The sequence below is a fragment of the Streptococcus infantis genome, from assembly GCF_047465035.1.
Lineage (GTDB): Bacteria > Bacillota > Bacilli > Lactobacillales > Streptococcaceae > Streptococcus > Streptococcus infantis_T.
On the sequence record NZ_JASHAQ010000017.1, the window covers coordinates 1 to 15704 of the forward strand.

A 15704-nucleotide genomic window follows, 5' to 3' on the forward strand; every position below is an offset into this window, starting at 1 on the left:
AAATGCCTTTGGTTTTAGGAACTTTGACAACTTTAAGAAACGAATTTTCATCGCTCTTAATATAAAAATAGAGAGGACAACGATTGTCCTCTCCAGATGTTAGCTTTTTATTCAACCCACTACAGTTTTATCTTAGTTAAAATAAGTTAGAATATGTAAGTGAGTATCAGATATACCAAGACATCGTCACAATCTAAGGTATATTCAAAATACAAAAGTTGACCAAAGGTTGACCAACTAAGGTTCTGAATATCCTTATATATTCATTCTCAAAATTGGTTTAAATAGCGTAGTCTTTTAAACTAGTTTTGTGAATCCAAAAAATCTTCCTATATAATAAGAAGATTTTTTATTATTCTAATTTTTTCTACGTACTGTTACGAGTCCAAATGTTCCTAAAATTGCACCGATTATCAACATCGCAACACTTGAAGTTTCTCCTGTATTTGGTAATGTTTTTGCACGTTCTACTCGTGAATAAGTCGACTTACTTGATGCTTGTTGCTGACTTGTGTAAGTTTGACCTTTAACAATAACATTTCCTTTGTTATCAATAGTAACGTTTTTATCACTTGCATAAACTTTATTTGATTTTTCATTATTATCTTGCGGACGGTCAACAGTCCCTGGTTTTCCATCAGCAACTGGTTTGGTATCACGTACAACAACATTCCCTTGTGCATCTACAGTAACTTCTTTACCTGCATCAAGAGCTTTCTTCAATTCGTCAACATTGACAGTAGGAAGTTCTTCAGCAACTGGTGCATCTTTAGGAACAGCTACGATTGTTCCGTCAGGAAGTGTTTTAACAACGCTACCTTTAGCATCTTCTTTAGCAAGTTCTTCAAGATTCAATTCAGGAAGAGTTTCAGCAACTGGTGCATCTTTAGGGACAGCAACAATTGTTCCGTCAGGAAGTTGTTTCACAATGCTATCTTTCGCATCTTCTTTAGCAAGTTCTTCAAGATTTAGTTCAGGAAGCACTTCAGCAGTTGGAGCACCTTTAGGGATAGCAATTACTGTTCCGTCAGGTAATTTGGCAACAACATTTTCTTGAGCTTTCTCTGCAAGGTCAACGAGTTCATCGTAATCTGTTTGCAAGTCAACCAACTTAGCATATTCTGTACGATACGCAGACAACAAGTCTTCAAGAGTAGACTGTGCCGTAGTGAGTTCAGCTTTTGCTGTTTCAAGTTTAGCTTCAGCTTTAGCTTGAGTGTCTTGAGCATTTGCTAGAGCAACTGGTGCGTCCAAATATGCTTGCAAGGTTTCAGCCAATTCTTTGGCTTCTTTTACGAGTGCATCTTTTTCAGCAAGAAGTTTTGTAACTTGTTTGTTCAAGTTGTCTAGTTTAGTTTCTTGGTCTTCAAGTTTAGCTGAAGCATTTTCAAGAGCTTGTGACGCAATTGTTTGAACAGTTTTAGCTTCTTTAAGTGCATCTTGAGCTTTTTCAAGAGCAGATTTCTTGTCAGCTAGACTTGCTGAGAAGTTAGCGACTGCTTCACTTGCTTGAGTTTCACGTTTCTTAGCATTTTCAAGAGCAATGTTTGCCAAACGTAGGTTGTTTTCAGCAACTTGGGCTTGCAATGGCGTAGCCATTGCGTCAGCAAGGACTTTTTCAGCTTCAGTTTTCAAGCTGAGTGCGCTTGCGTAATCAGTTGAAGCTTTTGTCAAAGCTCGTTTAGCATTTTCTGATGCAGTTTTAGCTTGTGCAAGGTTTGCTTCAGCTGTTGCGACAGCTTTTTCGAGAGAGGCTGTGTCGGTTTCGTCTTTGATGACATTTCCGCCAGCTAAATCAAGAGTTGAGATGATATGCAAACGTCCGTCTACATTAGCAGTTGCAATTCCAACAGTGTTATTAACAAAGTTGTTACGTGAGTGTCCCCACTTAGATGGTGCATCAGCAAATGTTTGTCCCATGATTGCATCGAATACTTTTTGTTTAAGTTCGTACATAGTCATAGATTTTGTTTCATTTGCAAGTGAGACATTTTCACCATGGTAAGCACCATTGATGTGTCCAGCTTTATTTACTGCAATTCCACGAGCTACATATTTTTTAGCTTGTTCACGAGCAATACGAAGGTCAGAGTCTGTAACATTAACTTCGTTCAATCCAAATTGTTTATGAATTTCAGTCAATACTTTTGCAGCGTATAAGCTGATTTCTTTTTGTTGATCATCAGTCAAATTGTCAAGGTCAACTGTACGTTTCTTATCAGCTTCACTGATTTTTGTTGAAGAGTTTTCGATAACAGTTGCACCAGAGTCAGTCATGAAGTCTGAGTCGCCTTCGGCTTTATCTCTCTTGAACTGAGTCAAGTCTGCAATTGTTACTGTATCAACACTAGTATTTGCCAATTTGTCTTGAGCAGATTTCAATTCAGCTTGAGCTGATTGCAATTTGTTTTCGACATTTGTAGCATGTTCTGTAGCTGAAGCTAATTTATCTTTTGCCAATTTGACAGCATCATTTTTAGTATTGACATCTGTTTCAGCTGATTTAATAGCTTGGTCGCGATCTGCATCTGCTTTTGTTGCATTTTTGAACGCAGTTTGTGCGTCAGCGACTGTATCTTCAGCGTCTTTGACAGCTTTTTGAGCGTCTTTCAAGTCATTTTGAGCAGAAGCAAGTCCATTACCGTCAAGGGCAGATTGTGCGTTTGTTACGGCTTGTTCAGCAGTTTGGACATCTTTTGTAGCTTGGTCAAGGTTTCCTTGAGCAGTAGCAACTTTAGCTTGTTCGTCTGAAAGAGATTTTGTTTCAGCTTTAATTTGTTCATTTACAGCTTCAGTTGCTGTTTGATTAGCTTTTTGAGCGTCAACGTTCTTAGCTTGAGCATCTTTGACTTTAGCAATTTTTGCAGGTGTTACTTGAGAAGCAATTGCTTGTGCATCGTTAACAGCTTGTGTAGCTGTAGCGACTTCTTTTTCAGTTGAAGCAACAGTCGCTTCTTTTGCTTTTACATCAGCTTTAGCTGTGTCAATCTTAGCTTCAGCAGTCTTAACGACTTCTTTTTGAGCGTCAAGAGCAGGTTTCACTGTAGAAGGCGCAGGAACTTCACTCTTTTCAAGTGGTTTCACTTGTGACTTAGCAACAAGAGCTGGTTCATTGACAGCAGTGTCAGTAGGTACTGAAGTCGCTTGAGCTTCTTGAGCAAATACAGGCGCACCAACTGATGCAAGTGCAATTGCTGTTGAAGTTGTGAGGGTTTGCAGTTTTTTCATCGTTTTCTCCTTGTAAGAGCTAATAGGATTGGTTTGACTGTTAAGTCAAACCATGATATATGTAGTATATCATGCAATTTTATATATTTTATAGCACTATTTTAACACATTTTTAGTTTGTAGACAATATTTTGACAAAACTTTGTTTGTATATGGGTTATTTTACAGTTGTCTTCCTTGTATCATTGTATTGAAACGAGGTAGCTTATGAAATCAATTCCCTTACAAAAGTATATCGGACAACGAATACGAATCATACGTAAAGAAAAAAATTTAAGTCAGCAAAATCTCAGCGAAAAGGCTGGTGTGGGCATAGATTATATTTCCAACCTTGAAACAAAAGGGTCAAATATAAAGATTGATACACTAGAAAAGATTATCACAGCTCTTAATATCACACCATCAGAACTATTTGAAAGCCGTATAACCCCAAAGAATCCACATCTAGAGTTATTAGCTGACCAATTAACTCAACTTCCACAAACAAGTCAAGAACAGCTCTTAGAAGCCTTCCAATTACTAATAAAAACCGTAAAAGAAAAACCAAACCGCTAAGAAAAATCCTAGCGGTTATTTTTTATTCATTTATTTTCTTTCCTTATAATATGCAGATTTATTGTGAGACGAATAACGCTCCATAGCCTTGTAATATTCGAAACTAGATTTTCTATCATCATAAACATCGACAATTGTTAAAATATCGCTATCTTTTTGCCACTGTTCAATATCAATAGAAGTAAAAAATTTTTCAAATAAAGCTGTTAGCATAACATCTCGAATCTCTTCTTTTGAGATAGAGCCAGCCCATGACCTAAAAACAGCTTTTTCATGCATATCCTTTAGTTCATCTTCTGTTAGTTCATCTTCTGTTAGTTCTTCAAAATAGTTTTCACTATCTATGTTGTTTTTATAATCTTTGAACTTATCAAAATCATATCCGCTCTTCTTAACTAAATATCGTTCACACCGTTTCTCTAATCTATCAAGAATTTCATAATTGAATACCTTTGTTCTGTTTCTACCAAAAGTTTTATATTTAGCCTTATCCCATTCTCCCATAGCTTCCAATTCTGTAACAAATTTTCTACGTAAACTTTTTTTAATATTTTTTGTTTCCTCAATTTGATACTTTTGTATCATGTCATCAATAAATTCAGATAATCTTTTTAGTTTTAAATTAGTCATTTTTTATTCCTCAACACCTTCTAATGTATATCGTATATCTAAATTATATATCGTAAGTATTGATTTGTCAAATTCAAAATACACATTTTGTAGATTTTAGGAAAAATTATTGCTAGAATAGACTCATAAAGTTACTGCTCTCGTAGCAAAACTTTAAAAAAAATTTTTAAAAGAGGTGTAAAATATGGCATTTTTTAAAAAAGTTAACGGCTACAGTGCTAGCCTAGCAGAACAAGCTCTTTCAGATGAAGTTGTAAAATTGGTTGGTAAACAACTTGAGATTCAATATGAATTTGAAAAATCGGGCGAAATTGTCAACGGTAAAGAAAAAATGAAACGTACAGATAACATTCAAGCTTATCAAGTCTACGTTGCAACTGACAATCACAATCCCTTCAAAATAAAGTTTTTACCAGAACATAAACCAGACTTATCAAAAATCGAAATCGGAGATATTGTTGAATTTGAAGATTTAGAAGCTTTTGAAAACCAGTACGGACAACTTTATTTCAGAGCAAAAGATATTAAGAAGAAAGGAAAATAAGGCATGGCTTTTTTAATGAATAAAAGCCAAACTCAAGCTACATCAGCAACTTCTGCTGGTGTGGCTGAATTTGGCAAAGACAAGTTCGAGTTAGAACAATTTATTTTAAGAAATTTGAATAATGCTCTAGATATTAATAATGAATCATCATATTTAGGTTCATTTAATATTAAAGTCGCAAGCAATGACACGGGATTCTTTTACATTGCAAATCTCCCGGTCTCGTACTCACTTGATTCGCAACTTTACTTTAATATATTTGCAATTTGTTCTGGTATACTCTACCCCTATAAGACACTCTTACCTCAAAATAATGCTTTCTTTATCCCGTACGACACTACTAATCCAAACTTAGCTCGAGCTTTCTTCTTTCCATGGCTGGACGGTATTCCAACGCGTTTAAAGATTGATAATCTTCCATCTTTTATTAAAGAGAACGTGTCAGAAAATGCTCTTCCAATAATGGCAAATGACATTTGTAATATCTCTTTGAAATCGGTTACACATTTGGCAGTCAGCGGGGCATCCGGTTCAGGTAAGACACACTTTTTACGTTATTTGATTAGTTGTCTAAAATCATTTACTAACCAAATTATTTGCGTTGACCCAAAACTTTCTGACATTTATTTATTAAGTAAAGAATTAGGTTTGGAAGTATTAGCTCCAAGTCAAGGGGAAAATTTGAACAGCTTCCTGACTGTAGTGAATGAGACTTTATCAAAAATCATCAGAAAGATTTATGAACGAGGAGAGATATTATTAACAAAACCAGATACTAAGTTCGAACGCATTTATATTGTTATTGATGAGCTGTTGGCATTGGTGCAAGGTAGTTCAAAACAAGCACGTGAAGCATTTGGGCAATTGCTTGGGACGATTGCTCTTCTCGGTCGTCAGACTTCGATTTCACTCATTTTATGCAGTCAACGTTTTGATGCAACTGCATTTGCAGGGAATACAGCAGTACGTGAACAAATCAACTGTATCTTTATTCTAGGTGAGATAAATGCGAATACTTGCCAATTCTTATTGCCCAACATCAATGTCGATAATATTGTAGTCCCTTCTGGTATTGGTACAGGTATTGTCAAGTTTACAGATAATGAACACAGAACTCACATCATGCCCTTGCTTACCCCAACATATGATATCGGAAAGGAAAAAATTTCATGAAAAATTATTTGAACAAGTATAATGTAATTAATTTTACAATTTTTATTTCATTAATCTTCTTTATTTTTGAACGTTTAGCAACGTTTTTAATTATTCAAATTCACTTAGAAACGTTCTATTATTTTGTAATGTCTATTTGGATATTGCGTTTAATTACAGTAAGTGCATTTTCTGTCTTATTAATAACAATTGGTATAGATTTTATATCTCGAAGTGCTGATTCTGATTCTTTCATCAATGGCATAAAATCCTATCTAGCTACTAGGAAAATTCGTCGTTATTGTACTCACATCAATGTAGAGCCGTCAATGGAAGAATCTTCACGTTATTTGAATACAAAACAAGTCATTGTAAAGAAAGCCAATCGTTCATTAAAAGCATTGACTGTCACTTATTATAAAGATTATGCAGTATTAAATGGAAGATTGCCCTCAAATAATGAAAGTGCTGATATTATTGAAAAATTATTTCCAAAAATAAAAAAGGAATTAAATTATTTAGATAAAGATTATCAATTCAACGATATTATTAGAGACCCTGAAGGTAAAAATTTTTCATCTGTTGCTAAATGTAATATTGGTGAAGTCTATCCTATTAAAAATAATGATGGTTAATAGTGCGGTGTACTGCTACCGAAGGTAAGCAGGTACACCAGCACATATACGCGGTTCGTTATATGTCTAGGTTGTTGAGTAAAGCTAGTATTACCTTTACTCAACATCAAAGACAAAGACACAAATCGACAAGTCAAAAAGAGTTTTTTACTATCAAGACAAAGACAAAAACGGAGGAAATTTATATTATGTCAAAAGAACTCAACTCTCAATTTAAAGCGAATTCATTTTGTTGTACTCTCAACAATATTGATAAGCTCTTTGATGTTAATGATACAAGTTTTAATGATGAAAAATATTCAGATGAAACTCGAAAACAAGTAGAAGAATTTCGAAATAATCTTGAAGCGAATAAAAAATATAGTCCTGAAGAAATGGTTGAACATCTAATTTATCTCTGGGTAGACGGTAAAGAAGAAACTCGTTCAGCAGCTGCAAATTATGAGATAGGAGATAATGGTAATCATCACTCCCATCTGATTTTAGAAGCAAAAAATCAGACACGTTTTTCAGCTATCAAAAAGCTCTACCCTACTATCCATGTTGAACTGACTCGTGGAACTCGTGAACAAGTCATAGCATATCTAAACAAGACGGGAAAACACGAGGAGAAAGCTCATACGACAGTTGTTCAGATGATGAATCATGGTATCATTGAAGCAAATCAACAAGGAAAAAGAAAAGACTTAGAAGTAATTCAAGAGTTACTTGAAGCAGGTCTATCCCCTGAAGAAATCATGCGTCAAAATTTATCTTATCGCAAATTTTCAAAAATGATTAAGGAGCATTATTATCAATTGCAAGTGGCTAACGCTCCATTAGTCAAGAAAATGAAGGTCTATTGGCATTTGGGAGGTTCAGGAACAGGAAAAAGTTATATGCAAGTCCGATTGAAAGAAATATTTGGTATAGAAGATGTTTATGTTTTATCAGATTATGGTACAGGTGGGCTAGATAATTATATGGGGGAATCAATTTTATTTATGGACGAATTTAAAGGGGATATTGATTATCAAGCTTTTTTGAAAATCTTAGACGTATATCCCAATCAAGTCCATGCCCGTTATAGTAATGTATACGCGTTATGGGATAAGGTTCATATTTCTAGCATTTTCAGTCCATACCAAATTTACAAGATGTTAGTTTCTCCAGATAAACAGAAAAACGACCCTATAAATCAGCTTTATAGACGTATTCATTACATTGTTTATCATGTCAAGATTGATGATAATCAGTACAAGGAATTAACGTTTGAAATGAAACAATATCTTGAGCTAATAGAACAAAAACAATGTATTGAAGATATTGCTCAAAAATTAATTAGTAAAGGTATAAATATTGTTACTGACGATGTTTTATCAGAAATAAAAAAAGAAATCGCTGATTCCTCTATCGACCAAACAGAAAAAAACAGCGATAACTAAAATTAGTGGAAATAATAAATACTATTTCTGCTCCTATTTTATCATAGAATAAGGAAAAATATATGACAGATAAGATTTTAATTAAAATAGAAAATTTGGAAGTAAATCTTCCTCAAACACACATTATAGTAGAGAAAGATGAATATCTTGACTTAAAAAACAAGGCATCACAAGGGCAGTATATGAGCCTATCAGAGGTTTTAGAGATGGTTTCAGTCTCTAGACCTTGGCTGTTAGAAAATGTTCTTTATCGGTCTGATATTCGCTCAAAAATCGATATTGATAAAAACAAAGATGGTTTTGTAAAGTATCCTCAGAATCAAGGTGGAAAATATATCTTCCTCGCTTCCAAAACAAGAGCATTTTTTGAACAGCATTTCTCAGAGTTATTGAAAGAAACATGATATAATAGCCAAGACGATGTCTTGGTTATCTTTTTAAAAAGAAAGGATAATCATATGGCAATTTCATATAGACAAAGAGGTAAAAAGAAAACTTGGGATTATAGGATTTTTAATAAAGAAAAAGTAGTAGTTGCTTCAGCTTCAGGATTTCAAACGAAAAAAGAAGCAATATTGGAAGCAAGTAAAATTGAATTAGAGTTATTAAACGGTAATGTAATTGATTCAAATATATCTCTCTATCAATTGTGGCAGAAATGGTATAATCTGCAAATTGTTCCCCTAAACAAAAGTGAAGGAACACTTGCACATCATAAACATAGGGGAAAACTTATTCTAGAATATTTCAATGATAAATCCGCTACTAAAATCAATTTTAGTGAGTATCAAGAATTTATCAACGAATATGCAAAGAGGGTTGGAAAAGATACAGTTCGGCGATTAAATGCGGAAGTTAGAAAAGTCATTCAATTTGCGAAAAAAGATAAGTTATCAATCATTGATTTTACAGATGGTGTTGTTATTACAGGGCAAGCAAGTCGAAAGATAAAAAAAGAAAAAGCTATCAAGAGTTCAGCTGATTATCATAAGTTATTGAAAGAAGTAAAACATAACATTGAACTGAAGTTTAATATTATTGACTATCTTCTCTTCACTCAATTAAAAACTGGCTTGCGTTTCGGTGAGGTGCTAGGGTTGTCGTGGGACTGTATTTTGAACGAAACTCAAGAAATCAAAACATATAGGCGGTATGACCCTCGAAAACAAGAATGGCGACCACCAAAAACAGCTACTTCTGTTCGAACTATTCCAATTGATTCAGAAACATTGAATGTTTTGAATCAATTAAAAGAAATTCAAAGTAGAGATATTGAACAAACAAATATTAAAAATAAAGAAAATCATATCTTTTTCGATGTGTATACTGTTGTTCCTACAAATCATGAAGTGAATAAGCGTTTAAGAGAACATCTCAAGAAGTTAAAACTCAAACCAATCGATTTATCAGCTACAGGTATTAGGCACACATACGCAAGTATTATGTTAGGTTATGGAATCGATATCTGGGTTATAGCTTCAAATATGGGACACAAAGATATTACACAAATCACTCAAACATATGGTCACTTAATCAGAGAAAAAGAAGAGTCAGAAAACAAACGTGTTAGAGAGTTTTTAAGTCAATAATTTTTTCTAACAAAAGTTGACCAAAAATTGACCAAATTCAAAAAAGACCTTGAAAAATCAAGGTCTAATACTATTATATCAACCCACTACAGTTGACAGAGAGCCAAAAAAGTATTACAACTTGGCAATACCTTTTTGAGGTGCTTTTTGATATGAGCCCATGTTTTCTCAATAGGATTGTACTCAGGTGAGTAGGGAGGAAGTGGTAAAAGTTTATACCCAAATTCTTCACATAAGAGCTCTAGCTTACCCATTCTATGGAATCTTGCATTATCCATAATAATAACTGATGGTATGTTTAATGTTGGTAAGAGAAACTTCTGAAACCAAGCTTCAAAAAAGTCGCTCGTCATCGTCTCTTCGTAAGTCATTGGAGCGATTAACTCGCCATTTGTTAGCCCTGCAACCAAAGAAATCCTCTGATATCTTCTTCCAGATACTTTACTTCTTATTAACTGACCTTTTAATGAGCGACCATATTTTCGATAAAAATAAGTATCGAATCCTGTTTCATCAATATAAACAGGTGCTAAGTGCTTTAAACTATTAAATTTTTTAAGAAATAAAGCTACTTTTTCTGGGTCTTGTTCATAGTAGGTGTGATTCTTTTTTTTCGAGTGTACCCCATAGCTTTGAGAGCATAGTGGATAGTAGTTGAATGACAGCCAAATTCAGAAGCTATTTCAGTCAAATAAGCGTCCGGATTGTCAGTAAGATAGTTTTTAAGTCTATCTCTATCAACCTTTCTTGGTTTTGTTCCTTTTACTTGATGGTTTAGCTCTCCTGTTTTCTCTTTTAGCTTTAACCAGCCATAAATGGTATTACGTGAGATTTGGAAAATGTGTGATGCTTCTGTTATACTACCTGTTCGCTCACAATAAGCGAGAACTTTTTTACGAAAATCTAATGAATACAAGGCTATCAAACGCTACTGGAAGCTCATTCAACAGGATAATCGTAAACTCAGCGATAAATGCTTTTATCACCCTACTTTTGTATGCACTTGACGAATAAAGAGATTCTAGACAAGCGTTTAAGCTATTCCGAAAAGATCACTATGAACTCTATCAACTATTGCTTTTTCAATTTCAGAATAAAGAGCCCGAGAAATTTTTCTGACTCATTGAGGACAATCTAAAGCAGGTTCATCCTCTTTTTCAGACTGTCTTTAAGACATTTCTCAAGGACAAAGAGAAAATTGTCAACGCCCTTCAATCACCTTATTCCAACGCCAAATTGGAAGCAACGAATAATCTTATTAAACTTATCAAGCGTAATGCCTTTGTTTTTAGGAACTTTGACAACTTTAAGAAACGAATTTTCATCGCTCTGAATATTTTTTATTATTTCATTGTCCACTTGACAGGAAGCAGTTCACAGGAAGTAATTTTTTGCGCTTTTTTACTGTTTTTTTCAAATAAAACCCTGATCGATTCTCTGAGATGTATATAAATACTATTTTAAAAGAAAAGTATCTGACAGATCTGAACGGTAGCACCTAATCAGCTTTCTAGCAAAACAACTAAGATTATTCTTTAGCTGCCTTAAAAGTCGGTTTTGTTTCAGCAGCTTCATCTTTTTCATTGACTTCTGCTAATTTTTCTTCCTTTTCTATTGGCTTATCAGAATCTTTCTTAGGATCTTCTTGACTTCCCTGAACTTCTACTTTATCAGGATTCAAGCTCCAAATGCCATCTTGATTGACCTTGTAGCCATCAGGTGTTGTAGCATTTCTCAATAAGGAATCATCTGCTTGGAAATAATACCAATTGCCATTCAGTTGTTTCCAGCCAGTCTCCATAGCTCCACTAATTGCAATTTATTTCAATACATTTACACTTACTTTCGATAAGCCTTTATATTATGGCTATACCACTCCTGCATTTCTTTTGATGGCGGAGTCATGTAATCACCATACATTTGTGTCAGAAAAGCATCATAGTTCTTTGGAATTGGCATCATTCTTCCTTCAAACTCTGTTACAATTAATTCTTTACAAGTATCTATTTGAAAAACACCCTTCATTCCCTCTTTGTCAACTCCAATAGCTCCTTCATAAGCAGGATTTTCCGCCACACTATTTTTTACTAATTGATCTATTTTCTTATAGAAATATCTCGGATTGACAAATCTCAACGGATACCAAGTACACAATCGGAGAAAATCTTTTAATTTGCTATCACCGTGAACCACACGTTCTTTTTTGATATAGGCAAGCTGACGCAAGGCAACATATTTATAGCTTTTGTCAACGATGCTCAAATCGGAAAATTGATCAATCGGAAAGACATCAATGAACAAACTTGTATCATGACGTTTGTATTTTACATTATCTTCAATAACTGTTGATGTATCTAAAATAGCTGCAAAATTATGGAAATACCATGAAGAGGTATCGTAGGAAAGGACTCGATATACAGGATGTTGGTCTTCCTCAATCGCTTTTAATAGATGCTCATAGTCTTTTCTATACAGTGAAATATCGATATCATCATCCCAAGGAATCATTCCCTTATGACGAACAGCCCCTAGCATGGTTCCATAACTAAGGAAATAAGGAATGTCATTTTTTTTACAAATTTCATTGACATAATCCAAAATACCTAGTTGAATTTCTTTAATCTCATTTTTTTCTAAGTACTGCATTTAATCCTCCAATTTATAGGCTTCAAATTCGTGACTATAAAACTGTTTTTCTTTTGGTGGAAGAGTCATATAATCACCATAATATTGTTTTAAGACAGCATCAAATTGCTTGGGAGCTGGAAGAAGAAGATTTTCAAAAGGTATTTCAATCAGTTCATCAAACAAATCACTTGGAAAAACTTCCTTTTCCTTAGCTTTTGATGGTATAAAAGCTAGGTGTTTCCCATCTTCTACCCTATATTTTTTAATTTGCTTTTCGATTTGATTCGCGAAAAATCGCGGAGAAATCGGACGCAGAAGAAGCCAGAAGAAGGTACGAATTAGGTCTTTTAAATTACTATCTCCATAAACAATATTCTTATGATTACTGAAAGACAGTAATTTAAAGCTTTCCAACTTATAGCAAACATCGATAACCTTACGATCGTTGAATGAATCCATTGGAAAAATATCAATGAAAATACCAGAATCATACGTTTTTGTATTTCGTGTATCCACTATTTTCGTTGTCGAATCTATAACCTTAATAAAATTATTATAATATTGATCATTAGTTTCTAGGGCTAAAATCTTATATTTAGATTGTTCTCGATGAAATAACTGGATAAAACGTTCGTAGTTTTCACGTGTCATAGAAAGGTCTATATCATCATCCCAGGGGATAAAACCCTTGTGACGAATAGCTCCAATCAAAGTGCCATAATTGATAAAATAATCAATATCATGCTTCTTACAAAACGAGTCAATAAAAGCTAAAATATCAAGTTCAATCTGCTTAGCTTCTTCAATGCTTAATCTTCTCATCTAATCCTCCTAAGATTTTTATACGTTTTTTGAGAGAAACAAAATATCCTAAAAATTCATAAAAGATACTATCTTTTGTCCAAACTAGTAAACCAATATAGCTAAGAGCTGATAAGACCATGATGATCAACATATTGACCAATAAAGGTAGATTGATAACCATTTTGACCGGATAAACAAAATTGACTAAAAAGTAGATCGGAACAAATGTCAATGCGAAAAGTGAATAACGAACCGTATATTTGAAGATATGTCCTAGGTTAATGAGCTTGGTCTTATGAATAAATACAACATAAAGCACTAGGAGAAAACTTTCCGATAACATCGTCGTAATCAAATAATACTCCGGTGCAATAATATTATTAAAGTAGAGTAGACTATCCAGAACTAGGTTCAATCCACCAGCAAATAGCGTATAAACTGTAATTCTTTTTTCAAATCCATTTGTAAAGAGAATTTGAGATCCTAAAATAGTTTCTAAAGCAAGAATAATGGTACGAAATGCAAAGATGGAGGTCAAGATTCCACCACCAATATATTTTTCACTGCCATACAGAAGTATTGCATAGGGACCTAAAATCATCAAACCAAAACTAAGAGGGAGGATGAAGAAGGTAAAAATGCGACTTCCCCGATTCACCAGATTTACATACTCTTCTTTTTTTCCAATACCTAGATAGTAACTCAAGCGAGGAACACTGACTCCAATCGCACCCGTAACAACACCTGCGATAACAGTTACAATCCGTTGTGCCATCGTATAGTAACTGACATTTACATCAACTCCAGTTTTTACCAAAAAGAGACGATCCAGGAAGGTAAATAACATATTGGCATTGGCAAAGACCAGCATGGCTGTCAAAGGTAGGAAAAGAGGTTTAAATTCTTCTAATGTAACCTTAACAAACTGGATATCTCTTTTAATCCAAAAATAACTAATGAGATAATTGATGAGAGTTGAAAGACTCATAATCAATGTATAGGCAACAATATCATGCTCATTTTTCACAAATAAAAAGATGGATACCAGCATGAGAATACGGATGAAGGCTGTTTTATAAAATAAAAAGCTATAATTCTCAAGCGCTTCATTCACCCATTCGATTGAGAAGATTTGTGCAATCAGTTGGACTCCCATTACTAAAAAGATCTTTTTGATGACAGGATTACTATTAAAGAATAAGGGATAGGAGAAAAGATATACGATACTTGTAATAATCGTACAAGTTACACACAAATAAAAAAGACATGAAAAGACTTTATTTAATTCCTTCTTATTATCTTTTACATTACTAAGAGCTCGAAGTCCGTAATTATAGACTCCATAGGTTGCAAAGGGCAAGAAAAAAGACAGAATGGTATCAACAGAGTTGAAATAACCATAATCTGTTCGATCTAGAACACGCGCAACATAGGTACCCGTCAAAATTGGGAAAATAATATTTAAAACACGAATCCCCATATAAGCCAGGGCATTTAATTTTATACTTTTCATTCAATTTACCTCGTTGATTTATTATATCATAAAGTTAGTTAAAAAACCTATTTGACTGGGAAATCTGTTCCTCAAGCCATGTTTGTCCTCCCTGACGAAATCTTATCCAAATCCTCTAGGAAGTCTTTTCTACATCATTCTTTTATAGTTGCTTAGTTTATAAAATACATGTTATAATAAAGATATGGCATATAGTACAGATTTTAAACAACGAGCATTAGATTACATCAAAGAGGGACACAGCCATGTCGAGGCGGCCAAAGTTTTTGATGTTGGTGTCAGAACTCTTTTTATGTAGGAAAAGAAATTACGTGAACAAGGGCACTTAGAGCGGAAAAAGCGAGTCGCCAAAAGCCGAAAGATTCCTTTGGAGGAGTTGAAGGCCTTTGTAGAGGCTCATCCAGATGCTTTTTTACGGGAAATTGCGGCACATTTTGATTGTGCTGTTTCTTCAGTATGGGCAGCTTTAAAGCGGATCAATGTCACTTTAAAAAAAGACGACTAGCTTTAAGGAACAAGATCCAGAGAAAGTCGCTGAATTTCTTGATATTTTGGATAACTTAAAAGATTTACCAGTCGTATATATTGACGAAACAGGAATAGACCGCTACCTCTATCGTCCTCATGCACGGGCTCCTAGAGGAGAGGAAGTCTATGAAAAGATTAGCGGATGGCGTTTTGAGCGGACTTCAATCGTTACAGGACAAGTAGATGGAGAGTTTATAGCTCCTATGGTTTACAAGGAAAGTATGACGAGCGACTTCTTTGTGAAGTGGTTCAAAACGCAACTCCTGCCTGCTTTGAAGGCACCTCATGTCATTGTCATAGACAATGCTAGTTTTCATCCCAAGAAGATCTTGGATGAACTTTGTATCCAAGATAAACACTTTTTCTTACCTCTACCACCTTATTCACCAGATTTGAATCCCATTGAGCAAGCTTGGGCTGTCTTGAAAAAGAAAGTGACATATTTATTAAGGAAAGTACCCAAATATCTTTGAA

Annotated in this window: 13 protein-coding genes and 3 pseudogenes; 9 read left to right on the plus strand and 7 right to left on the minus strand. The window is 34.2% G+C overall.

What is annotated here, in order from left to right:
* Window positions 1-357: 357 nt before the first annotated feature.
* Window positions 358-3228, minus strand: a complete 2871-nt coding sequence (locus QM406_RS07790) for an SEC10/PgrA surface exclusion domain-containing protein (RefSeq protein ID WP_414273889.1) — start codon at window positions 3226-3228, stop codon at window positions 358-360.
* 207 nt (window positions 3229-3435) lie between these two features.
* Between QM406_RS07790 and QM406_RS07795 the strand changes: the two genes are divergently transcribed.
* Window positions 3436-3783: a helix-turn-helix domain-containing protein gene (locus QM406_RS07795; RefSeq protein ID WP_414273890.1), complete on the plus strand. Its 348-nt coding sequence runs from the start codon at window positions 3436-3438 to the stop codon at window positions 3781-3783.
* A 30-nt stretch (window positions 3784-3813) separates the two neighbouring features.
* Here the strand turns inward: QM406_RS07795 and QM406_RS07800 are convergent, their stop codons facing one another.
* Window positions 3814-4413: a hypothetical protein gene (locus QM406_RS07800; protein ID WP_414273891.1), complete on the minus strand. Its 600-nt coding sequence runs from the start codon at window positions 4411-4413 to the stop codon at window positions 3814-3816.
* Window positions 4414-4597: 184 nt separating this feature from the next.
* Between QM406_RS07800 and QM406_RS07805 the strand changes: the two genes are divergently transcribed.
* From QM406_RS07805 to QM406_RS07830, 6 genes are all read left to right on the plus strand, one after another.
* On the plus strand, window positions 4598-4957 hold the full coding sequence (locus QM406_RS07805) for a hypothetical protein (protein WP_414273892.1): 360 nt from the start codon (window positions 4598-4600) through the stop codon (window positions 4955-4957).
* 3 nt (window positions 4958-4960) lie between these two features.
* Window positions 4961-6130, plus strand: a complete 1170-nt coding sequence (locus tag QM406_RS07810) for a cell division protein FtsK (RefSeq protein WP_414273893.1) — start codon at window positions 4961-4963, stop codon at window positions 6128-6130.
* Window positions 6127-6744 carry a hypothetical protein gene (locus tag QM406_RS07815; RefSeq protein ID WP_414273894.1) on the plus strand — a complete coding sequence of 206 codons (618 nt, stop codon included), beginning with the start codon at window positions 6127-6129 and terminating at the stop codon, window positions 6742-6744. Before QM406_RS07810 ends, QM406_RS07815 begins: the two co-directional genes overlap by 4 nt.
* Before the next feature lie 188 nt (window positions 6745-6932).
* A complete protein-coding gene (locus tag QM406_RS07820) occupies window positions 6933-8168 on the plus strand; it encodes a replication protein RepA (RefSeq protein WP_414273895.1) in 1236 nt (411 codons plus the stop codon).
* A gap of 62 nt (window positions 8169-8230) precedes the next feature.
* Entirely contained in the window at window positions 8231-8572 is a 342-nt protein-coding gene (locus QM406_RS07825) for a DUF771 domain-containing protein (RefSeq protein ID WP_414273896.1), read from the plus strand.
* A gap of 54 nt (window positions 8573-8626) precedes the next feature.
* Window positions 8627-9757, plus strand: coding sequence for a tyrosine-type recombinase/integrase (locus QM406_RS07830; RefSeq protein WP_414273897.1), 1131 nt, complete (start codon window positions 8627-8629; stop codon window positions 9755-9757).
* An 86-nt stretch (window positions 9758-9843) separates the two neighbouring features.
* Here QM406_RS07830 and QM406_RS07835 read toward each other — a convergent pair.
* Window positions 9844-10673, minus strand: a protein-coding gene (locus QM406_RS07835; RefSeq protein WP_414273898.1) for an IS630 family transposase whose coding sequence is annotated in 2 segments (ribosomal slippage) — window positions 9844-10358 and window positions 10358-10673 — 831 coding nt in all. Because the reading frame shifts where the segments join, the coding sequence is not laid out codon by codon here.
* Here QM406_RS07835 and QM406_RS07840 point away from each other — a divergent pair.
* Window positions 10648-11209: pseudogene (locus QM406_RS07840) on the plus strand (transposase); the annotation flags it as partial. The gene QM406_RS07835 and the pseudogene QM406_RS07840 sit on opposite strands and share 26 nt — an antisense overlap.
* Before the next feature lie 76 nt (window positions 11210-11285).
* Here the strand turns inward: QM406_RS07840 and QM406_RS07845 are convergent.
* From QM406_RS07845 to QM406_RS07860, 4 genes and pseudogenes are all read right to left on the minus strand, one after another.
* Window positions 11286-11567 (minus strand): annotated as a pseudogene (locus QM406_RS07845) (MBL fold metallo-hydrolase); the annotation flags it as partial.
* Between the two features lie 29 nt (window positions 11568-11596).
* Complete coding sequence (locus QM406_RS07850; protein ID WP_311522669.1) at window positions 11597-12403, minus strand: phosphorylcholine transferase LicD; 807 nt, start codon at window positions 12401-12403, stop codon at window positions 11597-11599.
* Window positions 12404-13207, minus strand: a complete 804-nt coding sequence (locus tag QM406_RS07855) for a LicD family protein (protein WP_311522670.1) — start codon at window positions 13205-13207, stop codon at window positions 12404-12406. It lies immediately after the preceding gene.
* On the minus strand, window positions 13188-14702 hold the full coding sequence (locus QM406_RS07860; protein WP_311522671.1) for a lipopolysaccharide biosynthesis protein: 1515 nt from the start codon (window positions 14700-14702) through the stop codon (window positions 13188-13190). Before QM406_RS07860 ends, QM406_RS07855 begins: the two co-directional genes overlap by 20 nt.
* 184 nt (window positions 14703-14886) lie before the next feature.
* On the opposite strand from QM406_RS07860, the pseudogene QM406_RS07865 reads away from it, so the two are divergent.
* Window positions 14887-15703, plus strand: a pseudogene (locus QM406_RS07865) (IS630 family transposase).
* Window position 15704 lies beyond the last annotated feature (1 nt).

Bases quoted from the DNA above. Each gene is read 5' to 3' on its own strand.
- QM406_RS07790 (WP_414273889.1), bottom strand. From the start codon at position 3,228: ATGAAAAAACTGCAAACCCTCACAACTTCAACAGCAATTGCACTTGCA.
- QM406_RS07795 (WP_414273890.1), top strand. From the start codon at position 3,436: ATGAAATCAATTCCCTTACAAAAGTATATCGGACAACGAATACGAATC.
- QM406_RS07800 (WP_414273891.1), bottom strand. From the start codon at position 4,413: ATGACTAATTTAAAACTAAAAAGATTATCTGAATTTATTGATGACATG.
- QM406_RS07805 (WP_414273892.1), top strand. From the start codon at position 4,598: ATGGCATTTTTTAAAAAAGTTAACGGCTACAGTGCTAGCCTAGCAGAA.
- QM406_RS07810 (WP_414273893.1), top strand. From the start codon at position 4,961: ATGGCTTTTTTAATGAATAAAAGCCAAACTCAAGCTACATCAGCAACT.
- QM406_RS07815 (WP_414273894.1), top strand. From the start codon at position 6,127: ATGAAAAATTATTTGAACAAGTATAATGTAATTAATTTTACAATTTTT.
- QM406_RS07820 (WP_414273895.1), top strand. From the start codon at position 6,933: ATGTCAAAAGAACTCAACTCTCAATTTAAAGCGAATTCATTTTGTTGT.
- QM406_RS07825 (WP_414273896.1), top strand. From the start codon at position 8,231: ATGACAGATAAGATTTTAATTAAAATAGAAAATTTGGAAGTAAATCTT.
- QM406_RS07830 (WP_414273897.1), top strand. From the start codon at position 8,627: ATGGCAATTTCATATAGACAAAGAGGTAAAAAGAAAACTTGGGATTAT.
- QM406_RS07850 (WP_311522669.1), bottom strand. From the start codon at position 12,403: ATGCAGTACTTAGAAAAAAATGAGATTAAAGAAATTCAACTAGGTATT.
- QM406_RS07855 (WP_311522670.1), bottom strand. From the start codon at position 13,207: ATGAGAAGATTAAGCATTGAAGAAGCTAAGCAGATTGAACTTGATATT.
- QM406_RS07860 (WP_311522671.1), bottom strand. From the start codon at position 14,702: ATGAAAAGTATAAAATTAAATGCCCTGGCTTATATGGGGATTCGTGTT.